Annotated in this window: 13 protein-coding genes and 2 pseudogenes; 4 read left to right on the top strand and 11 right to left on the bottom strand. The window is 61.9% G+C overall.

Annotated elements, in window-relative coordinates; genetic code table 11:
- Window positions 1-115 precede the first annotated feature (115 nt).
- Entirely contained in the window at window positions 116-1,015 is a 900-nt protein-coding gene (locus tag X744_RS163770) for a LysR substrate-binding domain-containing protein (RefSeq protein ID WP_023757757.1), read from the top strand.
- Window positions 1,016-1,048: 33 nt separating this feature from the next.
- On the opposite strand, the gene X744_RS163775 is transcribed toward X744_RS163770, so the two are convergent.
- From X744_RS163775 to X744_RS163815, 9 genes are all read right to left on the bottom strand, one after another.
- Window positions 1,049-2,002, bottom strand: coding sequence for an alpha/beta hydrolase (locus X744_RS163775; RefSeq protein WP_023757756.1), 954 nt, complete (start codon window positions 2,000-2,002; stop codon window positions 1,049-1,051).
- A gap of 228 nt (window positions 2,003-2,230) precedes the next feature.
- Window positions 2,231-2,416 (bottom strand): hypothetical protein, encoded by a 186-nt coding sequence (locus X744_RS1000000174340; protein ID WP_023757754.1) that lies wholly within the window; start codon window positions 2,414-2,416, stop codon window positions 2,231-2,233.
- Between the two features lie 236 nt (window positions 2,417-2,652).
- Window positions 2,653-4,806: an ASKHA domain-containing protein gene (locus X744_RS163785; protein ID WP_032907039.1), complete on the bottom strand. Its 2,154-nt coding sequence runs from the start codon at window positions 4,804-4,806 to the stop codon at window positions 2,653-2,655.
- Window positions 4,757-5,731, bottom strand: coding sequence for a methyltetrahydrofolate cobalamin methyltransferase (locus tag X744_RS163790; RefSeq protein WP_023757752.1), 975 nt, complete (start codon window positions 5,729-5,731; stop codon window positions 4,757-4,759). Before X744_RS163790 ends, X744_RS163785 begins: the two co-directional genes overlap by 50 nt.
- Before the next feature lie 79 nt (window positions 5,732-5,810).
- Window positions 5,811-6,902, bottom strand: coding sequence for a methylenetetrahydrofolate reductase (locus X744_RS163795; RefSeq protein WP_023757751.1), 1,092 nt, complete (start codon window positions 6,900-6,902; stop codon window positions 5,811-5,813).
- The gene (locus X744_RS163800; RefSeq protein WP_023757750.1) at window positions 6,899-7,510 is read right to left on the bottom strand and encodes a methylenetetrahydrofolate reductase C-terminal domain-containing protein; all 612 of its coding nucleotides are present in this window, start codon (window positions 7,508-7,510) and stop codon (window positions 6,899-6,901) included. The genes X744_RS163795 and X744_RS163800 overlap by 4 nt, the downstream gene beginning before the upstream one ends.
- The gene (locus tag X744_RS163805; RefSeq protein ID WP_023757749.1) at window positions 7,503-7,805 is read right to left on the bottom strand and encodes a virulence factor; all 303 of its coding nucleotides are present in this window, start codon (window positions 7,803-7,805) and stop codon (window positions 7,503-7,505) included. The genes X744_RS163800 and X744_RS163805 overlap by 8 nt, the downstream gene beginning before the upstream one ends.
- 306 nt (window positions 7,806-8,111) lie before the next feature.
- Window positions 8,112-8,891: a formyl transferase gene (locus tag X744_RS163810; protein ID WP_023757748.1), complete on the bottom strand. Its 780-nt coding sequence runs from the start codon at window positions 8,889-8,891 to the stop codon at window positions 8,112-8,114.
- A 94-nt stretch (window positions 8,892-8,985) separates the two neighbouring features.
- A complete protein-coding gene (locus tag X744_RS163815) occupies window positions 8,986-9,561 on the bottom strand; it encodes a DUF4893 domain-containing protein (RefSeq protein WP_023757747.1) in 576 nt (191 codons plus the stop codon).
- Between the two features lie 147 nt (window positions 9,562-9,708).
- On the opposite strand from X744_RS163815, the pseudogene X744_RS1000000174955 reads away from it, so the two are divergent.
- A pseudogene (locus tag X744_RS1000000174955) lies at window positions 9,709-9,930 on the top strand (NAD-dependent epimerase/dehydratase family protein); the annotation flags it as partial.
- 178 nt (window positions 9,931-10,108) lie between these two features.
- Here X744_RS1000000174955 and X744_RS163825 read toward each other — a convergent pair.
- A complete protein-coding gene (locus tag X744_RS163825) occupies window positions 10,109-10,741 on the bottom strand; it encodes a DUF1638 domain-containing protein (protein WP_023757745.1) in 633 nt (210 codons plus the stop codon).
- A 64-nt stretch (window positions 10,742-10,805) separates the two neighbouring features.
- Between X744_RS163825 and X744_RS24620 the strand changes: the two genes are divergently transcribed.
- On the top strand, window positions 10,806-10,946 hold the full coding sequence (locus X744_RS24620) for an entericidin A/B family lipoprotein (protein ID WP_023757744.1): 141 nt from the start codon (window positions 10,806-10,808) through the stop codon (window positions 10,944-10,946).
- Window positions 10,947-11,032: 86 nt separating this feature from the next.
- On the opposite strand, the pseudogene X744_RS01000000169295 reads toward X744_RS24620, so the two are convergent.
- Window positions 11,033-11,494 (bottom strand): annotated as a pseudogene (locus tag X744_RS01000000169295) (B12-binding domain-containing protein).
- Window positions 11,495-11,769: 275 nt separating this feature from the next.
- Between X744_RS01000000169295 and X744_RS163830 the strand changes: the two are divergent.
- Window positions 11,770-13,344 carry a trimethylamine methyltransferase family protein gene (locus X744_RS163830; RefSeq protein WP_023757743.1) on the top strand — a complete coding sequence of 525 codons (1,575 nt, stop codon included), beginning with the start codon at window positions 11,770-11,772 and terminating at the stop codon, window positions 13,342-13,344.
- The last annotated feature ends 63 nt before the right edge of the window (window positions 13,345-13,407 follow it).

Raw genomic sequence — 13,407 nt, 5'->3', positions numbered from 1 at the left:
CATGGTGCCGATGGCAGCGACCTGCTTCGATGGAGTTGACTATCCTCCCGTTCTGATGTTCAATCAAACGAAATGGAATGATGTTTTGTATCAGAAAAATTGAAGGTCGGTCCCCATGAACGCCCCGCTCAATCATCCACTGCCGTTGCTCGATCTTGACGTTTTGCGCACTTTCGTGGCGATTGCCGAGACCGGCAGTTTCACCACCGCCGCCAATGCCGTCTTCCGCACGCCGTCGGCCGTCTCCATGCAGATCAAGAAGCTGGAGGACATCCTTGGCCGCTCGATGTTCGCGCGCGACGCCCGCTCGGTGTCGTTGACCACGGATGGCGAAATGCTGCTCGGCTATGCCCGCCGGCTGCTGTCGATCAACCGCGAGGTGGTGTCGAAGTTCATCATTCCCGAGATTGTCGGCGTGGTGCGGCTTGGTTCGCCGGATGATTACGGCGAGCGCGTGCTGCCGCATGTGCTGAAGCGTTTTGCGCAGTCGCATCCGTCGATCGCCGTCGACGTCACCATCGACCAGAGCAGCAATCTGCGCCGGCGCATGGACGACCGGGCGCTCGACATCACACTGCTGACCAATTCCTACAAGACCAGCGCGCTCGGCGCCGAGGTGCTGCTGACCGAGCCTATCGTCTGGGCCGGCGCCAAGGGCGGCTGCGCGCATCTGCGCGAGCCGTTGCCGGTATCGCTGTGGGAAGAGGGATGCGCCTGGCGGGCGGGAGCGCTCGATGCGCTTGGCCGCGAGGGCCGCAATTACCGCATTGCCTATATGAGCGCGCACACGGCCGGCCAGCGTGCCGCGATCATGTCCGATCTCGCCGTGGCGCCGCTGCCAAAGTCGTTTCTCGGCAACGACATGGTCGAGCTTTGCCCGAAGGACGGCATGCCCGACATCGGCACCTACAATCTGGCGATGGTGGTGGCGCCGGACGCCAGCGCGCCGGTCAAGGCAGTCGCCGACCACATCCGCGCGACCTTCGAAGTGTTCCGGGAAACCGGCAAGTTCTGATCCGCCAATAGGTTCGAACTGAAAGCAGAAGCACTACTCCGCCGCCGCGGCGGAGGGCGCTTCGAGGCCGGTTCTCATGTCTTGCCCGATCGGCAAGCGGTCCTCACTGAGAAATGCGACGATGTGCTGGCGGGCGCGGCGTGATTCCGGCATGTCGATCAACGGCCAGACGTGGAACATGCCTTCCTCGTAGACGACATCGACTTCGACGCCGGCGGCACGCGCCTTTTGCGCGAAGATCAGATTGTCAGGCGTCAACAAATCGCGTGAGCCAGTCAACAGCAGCGTTTTCGGCAGCACCGACAGATCGCCATAGAGCGGGCTGATGTGCCAGTCTGACGGATCTATTCCTGCACTATAAAGGCGGATTGCCTCCCGCCCGCCCGCAATGCCCAGCCATGGGTCGTCGCGTTCGGCCTCGAACACTTCGGGGTTAGCAAGCGACACGTCGAGGCCGGGTGAAATCAGCACATGGCGCGACGGCACCGGCAGGCGCTGTTCTGCGGCCATCATGGTCAGCACCACAGCCATGTTGCCGCCGGCGGAATCGCCCATGAAGACGATGTCTTCGGCCTCCGTCTCGTCGAGCACCTGGCGGTAGACGTCGCCGACCATGCCGAACATGGCGTGGAAATCGTGTTCGGGGGCGATGGGGTAGATCGGCACGGTGATGCCGTAGCCCAGCCGGTCGGCCATGTCGGCGATCAGGTGCCAATGATAGGGCGTGATTTCAAAGACATAGGCGCCACCGTGTAGATACAGTATCCGCTTCCGCTCGCCGGCCCTGGGGGCGATTTCATAGACGGGGAAGCCATCGATCGTATGCATCTCGACGTTAAGACGCTGACGCAGCGAGACAGGAGGCTGGTGATCCTCGGTCTTGCGCGCGGCGGCGATCCAGCGCTGCAGGTTCTCCGGGCTGGAAAACGCCTTCTTGCGGCTGTGCCTGAGCACGAAGGACACGACGTGGCTTTTCAGACTTGGCATGCTGATACACGAACTTCGGCCAAAGCCGACTAAGAGAACCCCTCTATTTCTGAAGATTGTGCCGTCGCTGAAAATGTCAAGATTTGTGTGTCTACACGGTGGTGTGATCCGCGCGCGGAGGTCAGCGATGCGGCAAAAGCGCGGCACGCAGCCGGTTGCTTGTGATTGTCGGGGCCATGCGAGGTCCGCGGCGGACGCCGAGCAATTTACATTTGTCGGCGAAGGTCATCAGCGCGATGTAGCCAGAAGCAGCGAGGCAAGCGCGGCTTGAGGATCGTTCGGCGGCGATGCTGGCCAACCAATATCCTTCTGGACATGAGCCGGCAGGCTATTCAGCGCGCGGATCGCCTTGTTGCTGGCGTGGGTCTGCCTGATGGTCACACCGAAGCGACCGAGATTTCCAAACATCGACATTTTCATCTCCCTTGACGAGCGGGGCCGAGGACTATCTTCGGCCGCCTTTCGATGCTCGGGTAAATGCACCTGCCATGTATCAGACGGATTTCGCTAAAACGGCGGTTTGGTTTCCAAGTCGTCGCGATTTGGAAACATTTGCATACAAATGAAATTATACCGAAGTCAGTGCTCCGGCGCCAACGCGCGTGAAAAAACGAGGCGTCCGATGACTCGAATAATTTCCTGTTGCGCCCTTACTGCTCCCGACCACGCCGCCGCCCCTCGTGGCCTTCGCGCGAACGCCGGCGCGGGGCGGCATCGCCGGCAACGCCATCCTCGCTGACCGTCTTGCGCGGCGGCAGTTTCACCGCCGCCGATAGTTTCGGGAATGGATCGACCTTGTTGGGCAGCGCCATGGCGTAGACGAAATGCTCCTGGAATTTCGGTTCGAGCGCCGTCTCGATCTTCTCGATCTTGCTGACCGTGTCCTCGATCTCGCGGCGATAGCCCCGATTGAGCAGCGCCATGCGGGCGCCGGCACCGGCGGCGTTGCCGACCGCTGAAACCTTGTCGAGGTCGCAATCCGGGATCAGACCCAACACCATGGCGTATTTCGGATCGATGAAGGAACCGAAGGCACCGGCGAAGTGGATGCGGTCGACATGCTCGGTGTTCTGCTTTTCCATCAACAGCTTGGTGCCGGCATAAAGCGCTGCCTTGGCGAGCTGAATGGCGCGCACGTCGGTCTGGGTGATGGTGATCTTCGGCCCATCTTCCTTCAATGCGGAGCCTTCCTTCAGCACGTAGGAGAAGGTGCGGCCGTTGGCGACGACACGCGGCGAGCGGGCCGCAAGCCCTCCATCGATGACGCCGTCCTCCGAGATGATGCCGGCGAGATACATCTCGGCTACCACCTCGATGATGCCGGAGCCGCAGATGCCGGTGACGCCGGTTGCCTGGACGCTGTCGACGAAGCCCGGCTCGTCGGACCACAGGTCCGAGCCGATGACGCGGTATTTTGGTTCCAGAGTGTCGGGATCGATGCGTACGCGCTCGATTGCGCCGGGCGCGGCTCGCTGGCCGCCGGAGATCTCAGCACCTTCGAAGGCTGGGCCCGTGGGTGAGGAGGCCGCGACGACGCGCGTGCGGTTGCCAAGCACGATCTCGGCATTGGTGCCGACGTCGACGATCAGCATCATCTCGTCCTGGCGATGCGGACCTTCCGACAGCGTCACCGCCGCCGCGTCGGCGCCGACATGGCCGGCGATGCAAGGCAGCATATAGAGCCTGGCGCCCGGGTTGAGCTTCAGGCCGATGTCCGATGACTTGATATGCACCGCGCCCGAAACGGCGAGCGCGAAGGGCGCGCCGCCAAGCTCGGTCGGATCAATGCCGAGGAACAGATGGTGCATGATCGGATTGCCGACGAAGACGGAATCCAGGATGTCGTTGCGCTGGACGTTGCCTTCGGCGCAGACCTTGTCGACAAGACTGGAAATCGCCTCGCGCACGGCGACCGTCATGCCTTCGCGGCCGTCCGGGTTCATCATCACATAGGAGACGCGGCTCATCAGATCCTCGCCGAAGCGGATCTGCGGGTTCGATGTGCCCGACGAAGCGGCGACGCGGCCCGACAGCAGCGACACCAGATGCATGGCGATGGTCGTCGAGCCGATGTCGCAGGCGAGCCCATAGGCCTCGTTCTTAAGACCGGGCCAAAGTGCCACGACACGCGCGGTCTCGCTGTCGGCATCCTTGTAGATCGCGGCGGTGGCGGTCCAATTGCCCTTGCGCAGGATGCCTTGCACCTGCGGCAGCAGATAAAAATCGAAATCGAGGCTTTTCAGGCCCCAGTCGTGCATCAGCGCGATCTTCAGGCGGTCGAGGTCGCCAAGCGGCTTATGCATGTCGGGTTCTTCGATCTCGACATAGCACATGCGGATCGCCGAATCGCGGGCGATCACCCTGGTGTCGGCATCCTTGCGGATCGTCTGCGCGTTGATGACCGTGTCCTGCGGCACGTCGATGACGAGGTCGCCCAGGATCTGCGCCGAGCAGGAGAGGCGGCGCCGTTCGGGCAGGCCACGGACGCGCTCATAGCGCTCTTCCTTGGCGCCCTTGGGCGTGATGTGATCGTTGGAGGAAACGATCTTGTGCTTGGCAAAATTGCCTTCCTGCACCTCGACCTGGCAGCGCCCGCAGGTGGCACGTCCACCGCACACACTTTCGACGTAGACGCCGAGCTGGCGCGCGGCATCGAGCACCGGCGTCCCGACAGGAAACCGCCCGCGCTTGCCCGACGGCATGAACAGCACGAGCGGATCGGTGATATTTGCAGGTGAGTTCACGATTGCGCGCTTATCCTCGACCCATCCGAGCTTCACGGCCGCCACGGCGGCGGCCGCCATTGTTGGCGCCTTCGCCCGGCGCGTTGACTTGCGTCGGCGCGGCGACCGCCTGGCCGCCCTCGGCCGGCTTGTAGTCCTTGTAGGTGCGGATCCAATTGGTGCAGTTCTCATCGGTGCCGTTGAGCACATTGGCGCCGCGCACGGCTTCCATCTCCTGCGGCCGCACCGGGTTCATGATCGCCGACGTCATGCCGGCGCCGATCACCATTGGGATGAAGGCGGCGTTGATGCCGTGGCGATGCGGCAGGCCGAACGAGATGTTGGACAGGCCGCAGGTGGTGTTGACCTTGAGCTCCTCGCGAAGACGGCGCAGCAGCGCGAAAACCTGGCGGCCGGCATCGCCCAGCGCGCCGATCGGCATGACCAGAGGATCGACGACGACGTCATGGGCGGGAATGCCGAAATCGGCGCAGCGCTGCACGATCTTCTTGGCAACGGCGAACCGCACATCCGGATCCATCGAAATGCCGGTCTCGTCGTTGGAGATGGCGACGACGGGCACATTGTATTTCTTGACCAGCGGCAGGATGGCTTCGAGCTTTTCTTCCTCGCCGGTGACGGAGTTGACCAGCGGCCGGCCCTTGGCGACCTTGAGCGCGGCTTCGATCGCGGCGGACACCGAGCTGTCGATCGACAGCGGCAGGTCGACCAGACCCTGGACGATTTCCAGCGTCTGCACCAAGAGGCCGGGTTCGGTCTCGTTCGGGTTGACCGAGGTTACGCCGGCATTGACGTCGAGCATGGTAGCGCCACAGGCTGCCTGCTCGAGCGCATCCCTGATGACGGTCTCGAAATTGCCCGCGATCATCTCGGCCGCCAGCTTTTTGCGGCCGGTCGGATTGATGCGTTCACCAATCACGCAGAACGGCTGGTCGAAGCCGATGATGATTTCTCGTGTCGCCGAGGCGACGATGGTACGGGTCATGAATTCTCTCCGCCATGATATAAAGATTTCTTTATATCGTTGTCTGTTTTCGTTCAAGCGAGCCGGTGGTCGTGCGCTATCAGTGCGCGGTCCTCACCATGTCCACCTGCGTTTCGGTAATGTCGTCGTGCAAGATGCTGTCGAGCCGGTCGGCGACAAGCTGGTCGTCGCGACGGATTTCGCGTTTCCACGGCTGGCGGCCCTTCAGCACGCCCGATTCATCAACGATCTCGGCGACATATTCCTCCTGCCGGTAGGCCATCACATGGACGCCGGAGACGCCTGATATTTCCTTCACCTCGTTGATGATGTCGATGCAGAGCTGCTTGCCTTCCTTCTTCTGGTCCTGGGCGCCTTCCAGCCGCTTGATGACCTGATCGGGAATATGGATGCCTGGCACGTTCGAGCGAATCCACTTGGCCGTCTTGGCCGAGGCGAGTGGGCCGACGCCAACCAGGATGAAGCATTTTTCGGTGTAGCCGAGGTCGCGCACCTTCTGCATGTAGGTGCGAAACATCGGCACGTCGAAGCAATACTGGCTCTGCACGAATTGCGCGCCGGCGGCGATCTTCTTGCCCAGGCGATGCGGGCGGAAATCGATCGGCGGCGCGAATGGATTGATCGCAGCACCGAGGAAAAGCTGGGGCGGCGTCGTCAGCTTGCGGCCGGACAGGAACTTGCCGTTATCGCGCATGATGCGGCAGGTCTCGAGCAATGACATGCAGTCGAGGTCGAACACCGGCTTGGCGCCGGGCTGGTCGCCGGCCTGCACGCCGTCGCCGGTCAGGCACAGCATGTTGGCGACGCCCATCGCGGCACCGCCCAGCACATCGCCCTGGATGGCGATGCGGTTCTTGTCGCGGCAGGCGATCTGCATGATCGGCGCATAGCCCATGCGGGTCAGCAGTGCGCAGATGCCTACCGACGACATATGGCAGTTGGCGCCGGATGCATCGACGGCATTGATGGCATCGACCCAGCCATCGAAAATCTTGGCGCGGTTATAGACGTCTTCCGGATCGGCGCTGTCGGGCGGATTGAGCTCTGTCGTCACCGCGAACTCGCCACGCCGAAGCACGCGCTCCAGCCGGCCGCGCGAGGTGTGGCCGGGCAGGGGGTCGAGCGGCAGGTGGATACCGGCCGGGTTCTCATCGCGCTGGCGTCCGATCATGCCGATGCCCCGGTGTTTGCCGCCTCATTCTTGGCGGCAGCGGCGGCTTCACGCGCGGCGGCGGCCTGCGCGGTCACCCGCAGCCACGCCGAGGTCTCACGCAGAGACTGGTCGACCGGCTTCTGCACCGTCAGGATCCTGTCGCCGTGAACCATGTTCTGCGAGCCTTCCCAGGCCTTGACCCAGACGCAGGGCATATCGGGCTCGACCTCGCAATTGCCGTTGGCGCGGACGCCGCCGCAAGGGCCGTTGCGCAGCTGCTTGGGGCAGTTCATTGGGCACGACATGCCGGTCGACGACAAGATGCACTGGCCACACATGCGGCAGTCGAACATGAAGCCCTTGACGCGCTTCTCGACGAATTTGATCGGTCCTTCGACGCGGCCGTAGCCGATGCCTTTCCACAGGGGATGGAGCGTCAGGAACATATCGGCGAATCTGGCGTAGAACCATTCGAGCAATCGCGAGTGCCGCACAGACCATAATCTGACCGCGAAGGAACGCTGCACGCGCCGCTGCGGCGACACGTCAGCCGGCTTGTAGTCGGATTTTGGCGCTGCCTTCTTGACCAAAATGGCCTGGGTAATCGCCGGGGTGGTTTCAGACATTTTCCTTGCCGCCCGCCTTGACCAGACCGACAAGCCGCTCGCGGTCATATTTCGTGTCGATATCGTTGAAGGCCTTCTCGACCTCGGCTTCAAGGTCATCGCTGACCGGAACGGGATCGGCCTTGCGCCATTCGGCCAGATAGTCGTCAGTGCCACCGGCGCCGGTGCGCATAGCGCACATGTCGATCGCCTCGGTGAAGCGCAGCGGCAGTTCGCGCTTGGCGTTCTGCCGACCCTTCTTGACGATCACCTGGGCAGGAATGTCGCGCCAGTAGACGACGATCAGATCGGCCATGAATTCTCGCTCCCGTAGAACGCCTCCCGTCCGCTTGGACGCACACAAGGACACTCTACCACTTCAATTTGCTGCATCAGGCTTTCCGAAGATCGATTCCTATTTTCGGGGCCGATGCAATATCCGAGCATTGCCGCAACCGCAGTTGGGTCGCTTGTTATGGGACGACGCGCGCGCATTCAAAAGCGACGCATTTGGATGTCGTAAAATGAAAGGTGTGCTTATTCGTCTGTGGCGCGTGCCGGCGGCAGATTAGACGCGTTGGAAAAGCCGGCGCGCGGCATGCGGATCCGGGAGAAGAACGCGCTACCAGATGCCCGTTCTCAGGCCAGTCCAGAGGTAGAACCAGATCGTTGGATGATACCATTGTTGCGACGGCAGGCCCGGGTCGATGGTGGTGAGTTTTCCGGCCAGCGCGTCGCTGATAGCCTCGACGCAGATGTCGCGCGAGAACGCGGCCTGACGAAGCGCGTAACTGGAGATGGTGTCGCCGCGTTTCGGCTGACCGTGCACCTGTTTCAGCACGCCGCCAGTGTCGACGCCGGCATCGACCAGATGCACGGTGGTACCGAAATTCTGCGGATCGCCTGAAGTCAGTGCCCAATAGCCGCCGTTCATGCCGCGGTATTTCGGCGTAATGCCAGCGTGATAGTTGAGCACCGGGCAAGGCATCCTGGCCAACATGCCCTTCGATAACAGCCTGCAGCCGTTCAGCAGGACAACGCCAGGCTGGAGCTTGTTGATCGCCTCGAGGCACTCCGGCCCGTTGGCCGAAGCAACATGGATGATTTCCTGGCCTCGCCGCGGCTCGACCTCCAACTTTTCTTCGGCAATTAGCCGCGCGGCATGGCTGGCGAGAAGCCGTTTGCCGAGTCTGCTGAGCACCATCGTGCCAAGTTGACCCACGGCGGAGATCCAACCCTGACGGCGAGCCCGACCACGAAGCAATTGCTTTTTGGATTCAGGCGTTTCGAGGACGACGCTGACAGGGCCGACGCGGTCGGTGATCGCGTTGACGATAGCCCAGACATGCTGGCCTCCTCCAGTGACGACCACGATCCGCGTACTGGATTCTGATGCTGCCATGGATCTTGCCCCCTCCAAGCAACCCGTTCTCGACAATGGGCGGGATGCTAGGGCGTTCGGGTTAATCCTTGGTGATCAGCTCTTCGATACATGGTCAGCGCTGGAACTCGATGATGTCGAGCTTCGATTCATAGTAGGGCGCCGGAAATTCGATGCGCCATTCCTTGGCGCTGTTGCGAAAGGCATAGCCGACCTGGTCGGTCTGCGGACCACTGCCATAGGGCTTTGCCGGATCGCTGTTGACATAGAAGGAGCCGAGATAGATCGCACGTTTTTCGCCATCGTCGAAGAAACGGCCCTTGGTGCGCTGCGAGCCGCTGATCTTTTCCAGCTGCCAGCCGGAACCGTCGTCGGTCACCTTACATTTGAACCAGCCATAGATGACGAGCGGCAAAGGGCCGCCGGCCTTGATCGTGCGGCACTGCCAGTTGCCGGTCAGGCCCTTGTCGGAGAAGGAAACCAGCGGCTTCGCCAGCAAGGTATCGAGTTGCTTGAGCTCGGCCGGGTCTCCCGCTTTCGCCTCGGCGAGCGCCGCCTTGCGCGTCTCGCCATACTTATCGAGCCGCGCCTTGTCTGCGGCGGTGATGAGTTTCTGCACCTCGCCATCGGCAAGGGCGGGAAGAGTGCAGCAGAGCAGGCCGACAAGGGCGAACAGCGGGCGAAGGGTCATAGGAGGCTCCCGGTTGAAGTCTGGTGCAGTGCCGGCTGGTGCATAATCTATCGGGTCGCTGGCGCCTGTCATCCGTGCTTAACAGCGTCACGGTCAAAAATCATGGTGTGACGAATGCGAATCTTGCTCACGGGATCGTCGGGTTAGTTGGGCAGCGCACTGGCACCGCGCCTGCGCGCGATTGGGCATGACGTCATCGGGCTCGATCCTGCGCCATCCGCGGAGAAGCGCCTTGTCGGCTCGATCGCTGATCGCGACCTTGTCATGCGGACGGTCAGGGAAAACCAGATCGACGCGATCATTCACAGCGGCGCGCTGCACAAGCCCAACATAGAGAGCCGCGCAAACAGCGATTTCGTCGCCACCAATGTGCAAGGCACGCTCAACCTGCTCGACGCGGCGGTGGCCGCCGGCGAGCAGCGCTCTGATCGCCGATGCTCCGTCGGTCGTAGTGCGCAATTTCCCGGATTTTCCGGGCCCCTACGCGCGAAAGGGCTGGACGATATTTTCCTCGATCGACCGGGTCTACGGCGCCGCGCGGGGCGGCCTAGCCGGTGCCGGCAGCGGCCTGCGCCACTCCGGCCGTCAGATCGCCATAGCCGGTGGCGCGGCGCTCATAGACCAGACCGAGCATTTTCGCAGCCTTTTCGGCTACCTTGTCGAGCTCCGGATCATCGGTCTGGGCGAGATAGATCAGCTTCTCGTAATTGCCGAAATAATCCTTGATCAGCTCCGGGTGCTTGTCGAGGCCGAGCGGCTTCATGAAGAAGGCGTCGAACTGACGGCACAGGAAGTCGGTCATGTAGAACGACATCATGTCGTCGTCGGCGACCTTCGTATAGGCGTCCATGCCTTGGTAGAAGGCGAAGCAGTGCGGCCCTGCCATGCGCTCGACGCCATGCTTCTCGCAGACGCGGTCGAGCATGCCGCCCGTGCCGCAATCGGCATAGCCAACGAAGATGTGCTGATAGCCGTCCGCCCTGGCCTTTTCGATCGCATTGTCCATGGCCGGCGCTATGCGGTCCGGATAGAAATGGAACTCCGCCGGCAGGCAAGTCAGGTCGAGATGATCGAGCTTGAGCTGCTCCTTGACGGCCAGAACCTCGCGCGCAATCATCCCACAGGCGATAACGAGCAGCCTGTCGTCTTGATTCGGTTTCGTTATTTGCGTCTTTGCCATGGGACCAGTCGGGTCGGCTTTCGTTGCTGTGGCGCTGATTTATCTATTGAGGGAGACACCGTTCATGAAACTGCTACGCATCGCGCCGATTGCCATATTGGCCTGCGCGCTAGCCCTTACGGCTTGCGCGAACACTGTCCGCGGCGTCGGCAAGGACGTCAAGTCGACGGCCAAGGCAGTCGAGGACACCGTCACCAAGCCTTGATCCACGCGCAGCCTTCCTCATCATCTGGGGACAAAAAAGCCGCGCTGCAAGGCGCGGCTTCTTTCATGGAGCATTTCGGGGCCGGCTCAGGCCGAAGCGCGAACGTTGTGCTTGCGCTTCATGTAATCCTTGGCGGTCTCGACCGCCACCGCCGCGTCGCGGCAGTAGGCATCGGCGCCNATTGTTGATGCCGAGGTCGATGACGTCGAAGCCGGCGCCCTCCATCATCATGCCGACAAGGTTCTTGCCAATGTCATGGATGTCGCCCTTGACGGTCCCGATCACCATCTTGCCCTGCTTCGGCGCACCAGTGGCGGCGAGCAGCGGACGCAGGATGAACATACCGGCCTTCATCGCATTGGCCGACAGCAGCACTTCGGGAACGAACAGGATGCCGTCGCGAAAATCCTCGCCGACGATGCGCATGCCTTNAGGATGTTGGTGCCTTCCTCGATCTCTTCCTTCAGCCCGTCATAGAGATCGTCGTGCATCTGCTGCACCAACTCGTCGTCGGAAAGTTCGGAAAGGATGATCTCGTCGTCGGACATTTGTATCGAACTCCTGCCGGCATCGCGACTGCGTCGCAAGGCACCAAATATTCACGGTCATTCCTAACCCGCTAGGGGCATGTATCCATAGCTGATTTGCGACTTCCCGCAAAAGGAAAGCGACCGCAAATCTCTTGCAATTCTTGTCGATTTTGCGACAGGCGTTGGCGCTGGCGGGCCGTTTCGAATAGGGTGCATGGCTACGATCTGGCAGGAAGCGGCGAGAGGCAGTCGCTACGGATTCCAGACAAGAACAAATTCAGGGAAGAACGACCATGAGCGAACACGCGGCAGTCGATCAGGAAGCGTCAAACGCGCGACGCGGGCGCGGCGCTAGCGGCGGTGCTGCTGCCCGGCGCGCAGCACGTTCGGGCGGTGGCCCCGGCACCCAGCTCACCTACATCAAGCGCAAGATCAACATCTATGAGGTGCTGGATGAGGAAGGCCTGGCGCTGATCGAGAAGAACACCGACACGGTGCTCGAGGAGATCGGCATCATCTTCCGCGATGACGCCGAAGCGCTGCAGCTCTGGAAAGAGGCGGGCGCCGACGTCAAGGGCGAGCGCGTGCACTTTCCGAAAGGGCTTTGCCGTTCGCTGCTCAGGACCGCACCGTCCGTCTACACCCAGCACGCCCGCAATTCCGAGCGCTCGGTGCAGATCGGCGGCAATGCCACGGTCTTCGCGCCGGTCTACGGTCCGCCCTTCGTGCGTGACCTCGATGGTGTCAGGCGTTACGCGACGATCGAGGATTTCCGGAATTTCGTGAAGCTCGCCTATATGGCGCCGTCGATCCACCATTCGGGCGGCACTGTGTGCGAGCCGGTCGACGTGCCGGTCAACAAACGCCATCTCGACATGATCTACAGCCACATCAAATATTCCGACAAGCCATTCATGGGTTCGGTGACCGCGCCGGAGCGCGCCGAAGACACCGTCGCCATGGCCAAGATCGTGTTCGGCGACGATTTCGTCGAGAACAACACGGTGCTGACCAGCCTGATCAACGCCAACTCGCCGATGGTGTTCGACGAGACCATGCTCGGCGCGCTGAAAGTCTATGCGCGCCACAACCAGGCCTGCATCGTCACGCCATTCATCCTTGCCGGCGCGATGAGCCCGGTGACGGTGGCCGGCACGCTGACGCAGGTTCTGGCCGAGGTGCTGGCCGGTGCATCGTTCACGCAGCTGATCCGGCCGGGCGCGCCGGTGCTGTTCGGCACCTTCGCGTCGTCCATCTCGATGCAGTCGGGCGCGCCGACCTTCGGCACGCCGGAGCCGTCGCTGGTTTCCTATGGCGCGGCACAGCTGGCGCGCCGTCTCGGCCTGCCGTTCCGCACCGGCGGCTCGCTCTGCGCGTCCAAGGTTCCGGATGCTCAGGCAGCCTATGAAAGCGCCAACACGTTGAACTCGACCATCCTGGCCGGCACCAATTTCGTGCTGCACTCTGCCGGCTGGCTCGAGGGCGGGCTCGCGTCCTGCTATGAAAAATTCATGATGGATATCGACCAACTCGGGATGACGCAGAAATTCTCGGAGGGCATCGATCTGTCGGAAAACGGCCAGGCGATGGATGCGATCCGCCAGGTCGGGCCGGGCAGCCACTATCTCGGCTGCGACCACACCCAGGCCAATTTCCAGACCGCCTTCTATCGCTCCAATATCGCCGACAACAATTCCTATGAGCAGTGGCTGGCCGAAGGCGAGAAGACAGCGCCGCAGCGAGCCAACGAGCTTGCCCGCCGCTGGCTGGAGAGCTACGAGGCGCCGCACCTCGATCCGAGCATCGACGAAGCCTTGAAGGACTTCATCGCCAAGAAGAAGGGATCGATGCCCGACGCCTTCACTTGAAAGGAGCCCGAGTCAGGCGGGGCTAAAGTCGCCAACATCATTCACAAGGAAGTCTGGCGGAGC

The sequence above is a fragment of the Mesorhizobium sp. LNHC252B00 genome, assembly GCF_000502955.1.
GTDB lineage: Bacteria > Pseudomonadota > Alphaproteobacteria > Rhizobiales > Rhizobiaceae > Mesorhizobium.
The sequence above is the reverse complement of the archived record's forward strand: the minus strand, read 5'-3'. Positions and strand labels throughout refer to the sequence as shown.

Excerpts from the sequence above, each read along its gene's own strand:
- X744_RS163810 (WP_023757748.1), bottom strand. The coding sequence starts at position 8,891 with ATGGCAGCATCAGAATCCAGTACGCGGATCGTGGTCGTCACTGGAGGA.
- X744_RS163785 (WP_032907039.1), bottom strand. The coding sequence starts at position 4,806 with ATGGCGGCCGCCGCCGTGGCGGCCGTGAAGCTCGGATGGGTCGAGGAT.
- X744_RS163795 (WP_023757751.1), bottom strand. The coding sequence starts at position 6,902 with ATGATCGGACGCCAGCGCGATGAGAACCCGGCCGGTATCCACCTGCCG.
- X744_RS1000000174340 (WP_023757754.1), bottom strand. The coding sequence starts at position 2,416 with ATGTCGATGTTTGGAAATCTCGGTCGCTTCGGTGTGACCATCAGGCAG.
- X744_RS163800 (WP_023757750.1), bottom strand. The coding sequence starts at position 7,510 with ATGTCTGAAACCACCCCGGCGATTACCCAGGCCATTTTGGTCAAGAAG.
- X744_RS163830 (WP_023757743.1), top strand. The coding sequence starts at position 11,770 with ATGAGCGAACACGCGGCAGTCGATCAGGAAGCGTCAAACGCGCGACGC.
- X744_RS163815 (WP_023757747.1), bottom strand. The coding sequence starts at position 9,561 with ATGACCCTTCGCCCGCTGTTCGCCCTTGTCGGCCTGCTCTGCTGCACT.
- X744_RS163775 (WP_023757756.1), bottom strand. The coding sequence starts at position 2,002 with ATGCCAAGTCTGAAAAGCCACGTCGTGTCCTTCGTGCTCAGGCACAGC.
- X744_RS24620 (WP_023757744.1), top strand. The coding sequence starts at position 10,806 with ATGAAACTGCTACGCATCGCGCCGATTGCCATATTGGCCTGCGCGCTA.
- X744_RS163805 (WP_023757749.1), bottom strand. The coding sequence starts at position 7,805 with ATGGCCGATCTGATCGTCGTCTACTGGCGCGACATTCCTGCCCAGGTG.
- X744_RS163790 (WP_023757752.1), bottom strand. The coding sequence starts at position 5,731 with ATGACCCGTACCATCGTCGCCTCGGCGACACGAGAAATCATCATCGGC.
- X744_RS163770 (WP_023757757.1), top strand. The coding sequence starts at position 116 with ATGAACGCCCCGCTCAATCATCCACTGCCGTTGCTCGATCTTGACGTT.
- X744_RS163825 (WP_023757745.1), bottom strand. The coding sequence starts at position 10,741 with ATGGCAAAGACGCAAATAACGAAACCGAATCAAGACGACAGGCTGCTC.